Consider the following 6,873-nt stretch of genomic DNA (forward strand, 5'->3'; position numbering starts at 1 on the left):
CCTCTCGCGACCGCGACGCGCCTCGCCCGCCGACCCCGTCACTCCGCGGTGCGCCCGCGTCCCACCACCGCGGCGACCAGCCCCGCCGACACCGCGGCCAGCGCGACGAGCACCCCGCCCACTCCGAACTCTCCAGCGACCAGCGGAGTCGCGAGCGCCAGCACCACGCCGGGGAGCGCCAGTCGCGCGGGCATCGGCTGGTGCTCGCCGAGCGGCGCGTGCACCGCCCACAGGGTCAGCACGAAGACCGCGACCGGCACCGCGACGGCCGCGCCGATCACCGTGTCGGACGCCTCGAGGTGGCCCGCGGTCGCGGCGACCGCCGCCTCCAGCCCGGATCCCAGTGCCGCGAGGGCCGCGAACGCCGCGAAGTGCGCGTAGCCCCAGCGGTAGGAGAGTCCGCGCCGCCGCTCCAGCAGCTCGCCGGAGGGATGCGAGAACGACAGCCACCACAGCGCGAACACGATCACCAGCCCGCACGCCGCGACCAGCACGAGCGAGGTGCTGACGCCCGCCTCCGTCACCGCCCGCTGCACGCCCATCACCGCCGCGAGGACGCCCTCGCCGAGCAGGATGATCGTGAACAGCCCGTACCGCTCGGCGACGTGGTGCGGATGCCAGTTCGCGTCCCCCGCCCGCTGCGCCCAGAGGGGCACGGCCAGCTCGCAGGCGACCAGGAGGAGGAAGCTCACCACCCCCACCTCCTCGGGCAGGAGCAGCCGCAGCAGCCAGCCGGCCTGCACGATCGAGAAGCCGACGGCGTTGCGCACGGCGGAGGTGCGGTGCTGCGGAGTGGACACGGCGACGCGGATCCACTGGCTCACCAGCGCGAACCGCATGATCGCGTAGCCGATGGTGATCGCCCGGTAGTCGCCCTCCTCGAAGCCGGCCGGCACTCCGGCCGCGAGCACGAGGACTCCTCCCATCTGGGCGAGGGTCAGCAGCCGGTAGGGCACGTCGTCGGTGTCGTACCCGGAGGCGAACCAGGTGAAGTTCATCCACGCCCACCAGATCGCGAAGAACACCATGCCGAAGGGGAGGAGCCCCTCGGCGAGGTGCCCCTCCTCGGTGGCGTGGGCGAGCTGCTGGGCGATCTGGGCGATCGCGACGACGAAGGTCAGATCGACGAGCAGCTCGAGCGGACTCGAGACGCGGTGCGCCTCGTCGATCGCGCGCGGCTGCATCCGCACGCGGAGGGGGTGCGCGGGGGAGGCGGGCATGCGCTCATCCTGCACCCGCCGGGCTTCTGCGCGAGTGCGTCGACCGCCTCCCGCGACCTCGGCGCCCTCCCTCGCACCGGACACTCGCGGGGCCCGGGCGCAGTCGACGTCGCGTACTCGCGGCCCGGCGCCGACCGGCCGCGTCCCGCGCCGGCCCCCAAGGGCCCCGCCTACGATGGGTCGGGATGTCCCCCGAATCCGCGCTCGCCGCCCCGACCCGCGCGTCCCCGGGCGCCCGGCGGTCGCGGCGCGGGCCGCTCCTCGGGCTCGCCCTGGTCGCCGTCCTCGTGGCGACGCGCCTGCTCGCCCCGGACGCGGCGGGCGACTCGCTCTCGGACGCGGTGCGCGACTTCCTCACCCTCTCGATCAGCGTCGTCATCGAGTCGCTGCCGTTCGTGTTCCTCGGCATCGTCCTCTCGATCGCCGTGCAGCTGTGGGTGCCCGAGGCCGTGCTGCTGAGGATCCTGCCGAAGCGGGCGCTTCCGCGGCGGCTCGTGATCTCGCTGCTCGGCGTGCTCCTCCCGGTCTGCGAGTGCGGCAACGTGCCGCTCGCCCGCGGACTGATCGTCAAGGGCCTCTCGGTGTCGGAGTCGATGACGTTCCTGCTGGCCGCGCCGATCGTGAACCCGATCACCATCGTCACGACGTACCAGGCCTTCGGCTGGGCCGACGGGATCCTCGTCTGGCGCATCGTCGGCGGCTTCGCGATCGCGAACCTCGTCGGCTGGATCTTCAGCCGCCACTCCGAGCCGATGAGCCTGCTCACCGACCGCTTCCGCGCGGCGTGCGAGGCGGGCGAGCGGCCGTCCCGCTCCCTCCGCGACCGCTCCCGGCGCAGTGTGCTGCTGTTCGCCGAGGAGACCGGGGCGATGATGCCGGCGCTGTTCGTCGGCGCCGCCATCGCAGGGCTGATCCAGGTCGGCGTCTCGCGCGACGTGCTGACCACGCTCGGCGGCGACCCGCTCTGGTCGGTGCTGGCGCTGATGGTGCTCGCCTTCGTCATCTCGATCTGCTCGAACGTCGACGCGTTCTTCGTCCTCTCGTTCGGCTCCACGTTCCTGCCGGGAGGCATCATCGCGTTCCTCGTCTTCGGCCCGATGATCGACGTCAAGATGCTCGCGCTGCTGCGCACCACGTTCTCGGCCGCGACCCTGGTGCGCGTCACCGTGCTGGTCGCCCTCGCCGCGGCCGTGCTGGGACTGGCGGTGAACTATGCGCTCTGAGCGCCTCCTCGCCCGCTGGAAGGGCGTCGTCCTCAGCCTGATCGGCGTCGTCTCGACCCTGTGGCTCGCGGCGACCGGCCGGCTCGGCCTCTACATCCACCCCCGCTACTTCGAGTTCTCGGTGGTGCTCGCGGTGATCGCGGGAGTGCTGCTGATCGCGGCGTTCGCGGTGGTGCCGGGCGCCGAGGAGGACGCCCACGCGCACGAGGACGACGTCGAGCACCTCCACGCCCCGGCGCCCGCCCGCCCCTGGCGCCGTGTGGTCGCGGTCGCGGCCGGAGTCGCGGTGATCGCCTCCGCCGCCGTCGCCCTGCTCGTGCTCCCGCCGGCCGCCCTCACCGCCTCGACCGCGACGCAGCGCGAGGTCAACACCAGCGCCGTCGACGCCTCCGTGACCGCCGCGGCGCCCACCGGCGACACCGCCTCGTTCAGCGTGCGCGACTGGGCGACCCTGCTGCGTCAGGGCGCGAGCGAGCAGTTCCTCGCCGGCCGCACGGCCACGGTGAGCGGTTTCGTGACCCCCGACGCCTCCGACCCCGAGAACGTCTTCTACATCGCCCGCTTCGTGGTCACCTGCTGCGCGGTGGACGCGCAGCCGGTGGGCGTGCCGGTCCACCTGGCCGGCTGGGCCGACACCTACGCCGAGGGGCAGTGGCTGGAGGCGAGCGGCGGCTTCGGCGCGAACCCGAGCGTCACGAGCGCCGAGGCGGTGGTGCTGGAGCCGGAGGCACTCACTCCGATCGACGAGCCGGCGATGCCGTATGTCTACTGATCCGTTCGCAACCGAGGTCGAGAGTGGAGGAACGGGCCGAAGGGGCGCGCGTCGAGCTCCCGACCTCGGTTCGTCACCGGCCCGCGGCTTCCGCCGCGGCTTCCGGATCGTCGTCGCCGTGCTCGTGCTCGCGGTCGGCGGGCTGACCGCAGCGACCGTGGCGAAAGGACCGAGGGTCGCGTCCCTCGAGGTCGGCACCGGCGCCGTGGTCGAGCGCGACGGCTCCCGCGCCCGGCTGCACCTCGACCAGGCTCTCGAGCCCGACGCGCTGGACCGGGTGAGAGTGGCTCCGGAGGCTCCCCACACCGCCGAGCTCGACGGCGGCGTCCTCACCGTCACCTTCACCGACACCCTCCGCTACGCCACCCGCTACGAGATCGGGATCGACGACGCCCGCAGCGCCGCGACCGGCTCGGCCGCCGACGTCTCCGCCTCCTTCACCACGAAGGACCCCGACCTCTTCACCCTCGACCGCACCGCCGATGATCCTTCGCAGCCCGACGCCGTCCGCGTCCGCCCGCTCTCCGGAGGCGACGCCCGGGTCCTCGTGACGGCCGACCGGATCCAGGACTACGCCGTCGTCGGCCCGGTGCTGGTCGTCGTGACCATCGAGCCGGACGACACGAACCTCCTCCGCACGGTCACGCTGGACACCGGCTCCGAGGGCGTCATCCCGCTCCCCGGCCCCGGGACCGTGCGCGAGCTGCACTCCTCGCCGGAGAAGGGCGTGCTCGGCTGGACCTTCACCGGCCAGGCGCCGTCGGGCCCGCTCGACCGCGCCCTCTACTCCTACGACCTCACCGATCAGAAGGCCGAGGCGGTCCCCGTGCTCGGGATCGACGGCGGGCCGCTGCGGGCGCGCGACTGGATGTTCGTGCCCGGCACCACCTCGGTCGTCACCCACTCGCTCGACGACATGGTGCTCCTGCTCGACCTGCTGACGCCCGGCTCGATCAGCCCGCTCGGGCAGCACGCGGAGCTGCGCGGGTTCGTGCCCGGGGCGAACCGGCTCGTGGTCGCCGACCCCGAGTCGGGCTCGCTGATCGACCTGGCCGACGGCTCGGTCGAGACGCTCGCGCTCCCGCCGGCGGACGTGAGCGCGACCGCGTCGCCCGTGCAGGTCCTGCTCCTCGACTCCGGGAGCTACGTCGAGCTCGAGGCCGAGTACGCGCCGGAGACGGGGGCGACCCAGTACTCCGTCGTCCGCGTCAACGGGTCCGGCACGTCGGAGGTGTTCCGCACCTCGCCGACGGGGCGCATCCGCGGCGTCTGCCTCTCGCCGAACGGGCAGTACCTCGCCGTCGAGACCGTCTCGGTCGAGGGCAGGCCGGACGACTACCCGGGCGAGCCGGGCTTCAGCGCGACCTCGACCGTGCTCGTCGACCTCGGCACCGGCGACACCGCGCGCAGCGTCAACGGGCGCTCACGCGACTGGTGCGCATAGGGGGACGGCTGTCGCGCCTCGCGGCGTCGGGCTCGTGCACGAGCGGCGTCCGGGCCCGTGACGGCGTCGGCCCGCCGTCACGGTGTCGGCCCTACTGCCGAGGTTCGGCCCGCCGTCACGGTGTCGGCCCTACTGCCGACGCTCGGCCCGACGACCGGCTCATCGACCTGACTGCAGAGCTGCACGCTTGAGGACCGGCTCGTCCACCTGACTGCGGAGGTGCCGTCCTGACGACCGGCCATCGACTCGCCGACCGCGTCCGGCCCTCCACCGCCGACGCGCCCGCCGCTCAGTCGAATCGCGCGCCCTCCGGCCGCGGCGGCAGCACGAACAGGATCAGCAGGAACACGTAGCCGGCGATCGGCACGAGGATCAGGAGGATCCAGAGCCCGCTGCGGTTCACGTCGTGCAGTCGCCGCCAGATCAGCGAGAGGGACGGGAGGAACGTCGCCAGAGCGATCGCGCCCGCGGCGAGCGACACCCAGAAGGTCTGGAACGGCGCGCCGCTCGGGTACGGCGTCAGCGTGAAGTCGAGACGCCACGGACCGCCGTCGGCCAGCTGCAGCAGCCCCGTGAGGACGCTGCCGAGGAGGATGATCCACCAGTACTCGGCCCGGCTCGCCCTCCCGCGGAAGCGGAGGTAGTTGCCGAAGAAGCGGCGGAGCGCCGCCATCGGCGGAGCACCGTAGTAGGGGAGGGTCAGCGGTGGCTCGAGGGTGCTCGGGCTCATCGGGTTCCGTCTCTCATCCCTCGACCGTATCCCCTGCTCCCCGGGGCGCCGCGTCGTCCGTGCGGACGACATCCCCGTGTTCGCACCGGACGACATCCCCGTGTTCGCACCGGACGATCGCCGCTGTGTCCACGACGCTGGAGGCCGCCGTGTTCACAACGGAGGAAGAACGTTCCAGGTCGAGCGCGAACAGGCGGATCGGCGCGCGCCGGAGCACGTTCTTCCTCCGTTGTGAACACGATCAGCGGTTGGGGACCGCCTCCGCGCGCACCGCCGCCGTCGCCCGCGCGTCGACGACCAGGCTGACCACGAGCCCCACCGCGACGATGACGATCGCGACCCACGGCAGCACGTCGAGCCCGCTCGCGTCGATCGCCAGTCCGCCGACGACTGCGCCGCCGCCGATGCCGATGTTGAACGCCGTCGTCTGGAGCGCCGCGGCGAGGCTCCGCAGCTGGAAGGAGGAGGTGCGCAGCATCCGGGTCTGCAGCATCGCCGGGATCCCGCCGAAGGCGATGTTCCAGACCACCGCGGCGACGACCACGGCCGTGGCGGCGCCGGTGCCCGCGGCGACGGCCAGGCCCGCGAGCGCCAGCACGACCGCGATCGCGGCGACCACGAAGCCGGAGCGGGGGAACCGGTCGGTCGCGAAGCCGGCCAGGACGAGTCCGACCGCCCCTGCGCCGCCGAACGCGAAGAGCACGAGCGGCACCGTGTCGGGGGCGAAGGAGGCGTTCTCGAGCCAGGGCGTGATGTAGGTCGAGAGGGTGTTCTGGCCGATCAGCACGAGGAGGATGACGACGCAGACCCCGATGATGCGGGGGAGGGTGCGGTCCTTTCGCGCGGGCAGGCGGATCTCGCCGGTCCGCAAGGGGATGTGGTGGTCGACCGCGGGCAGGAACTTCACCACGATCAGCGCGAGCACGAGGACCACGCCGCCGAGGATCGCGAAGGTGGGCCGCCAGCCGAACGCGTGCCCGAGCGCCGTGCCCAGGGGGACGCCGAGGACGAAGGCCGCGGATCCGCCGCCCGCCGTGATCGCGGTCGCGCGGCCGAGCTGCTCCGGAGCGACGAGGTGCGCGGAGTAGGCGGCGACGATCGCCCAGAAGAGGCCGTGGGCGAGGCCGCCGAGGATGCGCGCGCCGATGAGCAGCCCGAAGGTGGGGGCGAGCGCGGCGAGGACGTTGGCGACCGCGATGGTGCACAGCGCCACGAGGAGGAGGCTCTTGCGCGAGAAGCGCTGGGTGACGAGGGTCAGCGGGGTCGTCGCGACGACGACGGTCGCGGCGAAGATCGTGACGAGCTGGCCGGTCAGCGAGATGCTCACGCCGAGGTCGCGCGACATGTCGGGGATGAGCCCGGTCGGGAGGAACTCGCTCGTCACCGAGACGAAGACGGCGCCGGCGAGCGTGAGCAGGCCGATCCAGGGGAAGGCGGGGGCTTTCGCGGTGTCCTGAGGGTTCACGGTGTCCTGAGGTCGGGGG

Annotated in this window: 6 protein-coding genes; 3 read left to right on the forward strand and 3 right to left on the reverse strand. The window is 73.1% G+C overall.

Going from position 1 to position 6,873, the window contains the following annotated elements; translation table 11 throughout:
- Positions 1–38: 38 nt before the first annotated feature.
- Positions 39–1,220 carry a low temperature requirement protein A gene (locus tag C5D08_RS03470; RefSeq protein WP_219815142.1) on the reverse strand — a complete coding sequence of 394 codons (1,182 nt, stop codon included), beginning with the start codon at positions 1,218–1,220 and terminating at the stop codon, positions 39–41.
- Between the two features lie 185 nt (positions 1,221–1,405).
- Between C5D08_RS03470 and C5D08_RS03475 the strand changes: the two genes are divergently transcribed.
- The 3 genes from C5D08_RS03475 to C5D08_RS03485 all read left to right on the forward strand — a co-directional run bounded on the left by C5D08_RS03475 (position 1,406) and on the right by C5D08_RS03485 (position 4,659).
- Positions 1,406–2,443: a permease gene (locus C5D08_RS03475; RefSeq protein ID WP_104275829.1), complete on the forward strand. Its 1,038-nt coding sequence runs from the start codon at positions 1,406–1,408 to the stop codon at positions 2,441–2,443.
- The gene (locus tag C5D08_RS03480; protein WP_104275830.1) at positions 2,433–3,215 is read left to right on the forward strand and encodes a TIGR03943 family putative permease subunit; all 783 of its coding nucleotides are present in this window, start codon (positions 2,433–2,435) and stop codon (positions 3,213–3,215) included. Before C5D08_RS03475 ends, C5D08_RS03480 begins: the two co-directional genes overlap by 11 nt.
- 118 nt (positions 3,216–3,333) lie before the next feature.
- Positions 3,334–4,659, forward strand: a complete 1,326-nt coding sequence (locus C5D08_RS03485; RefSeq protein WP_104275831.1) for a hypothetical protein — start codon at positions 3,334–3,336, stop codon at positions 4,657–4,659.
- A 289-nt stretch (positions 4,660–4,948) separates the two neighbouring features.
- Here C5D08_RS03485 and C5D08_RS03490 read toward each other — a convergent pair whose 3' ends face one another.
- Both C5D08_RS03490 and C5D08_RS03495 read right to left on the reverse strand, forming a co-directional pair.
- The gene (locus C5D08_RS03490) at positions 4,949–5,389 is read right to left on the reverse strand and encodes a DUF805 domain-containing protein (protein WP_181110084.1); all 441 of its coding nucleotides are present in this window, start codon (positions 5,387–5,389) and stop codon (positions 4,949–4,951) included.
- Positions 5,390–5,630: 241 nt separating this feature from the next.
- Positions 5,631–6,873, reverse strand: a 1,243-nt coding sequence (locus C5D08_RS03495) for an MFS transporter (protein WP_219815143.1), incomplete at its 5' end; no start/stop codon positions are given.

This window comes from Rathayibacter sp. AY1B6 (assembly GCF_002932755.1).
Classification (GTDB): Bacteria; Actinomycetota; Actinomycetes; order Actinomycetales; family Microbacteriaceae; genus Rathayibacter.

Coding starts and splice junctions, on each gene's coding strand:
- C5D08_RS03470 (WP_219815142.1), bottom strand. CDS start 1,220: ATGCCCGCCTCCCCCGCGCACCCCCTCCGCGTGCGGATGCAGCCGCGC.
- C5D08_RS03475 (WP_104275829.1), top strand. CDS start 1,406: ATGTCCCCCGAATCCGCGCTCGCCGCCCCGACCCGCGCGTCCCCGGGC.
- C5D08_RS03480 (WP_104275830.1), top strand. CDS start 2,433: ATGCGCTCTGAGCGCCTCCTCGCCCGCTGGAAGGGCGTCGTCCTCAGC.
- C5D08_RS03490 (WP_181110084.1), bottom strand. CDS start 5,389: ATGAGCCCGAGCACCCTCGAGCCACCGCTGACCCTCCCCTACTACGGT.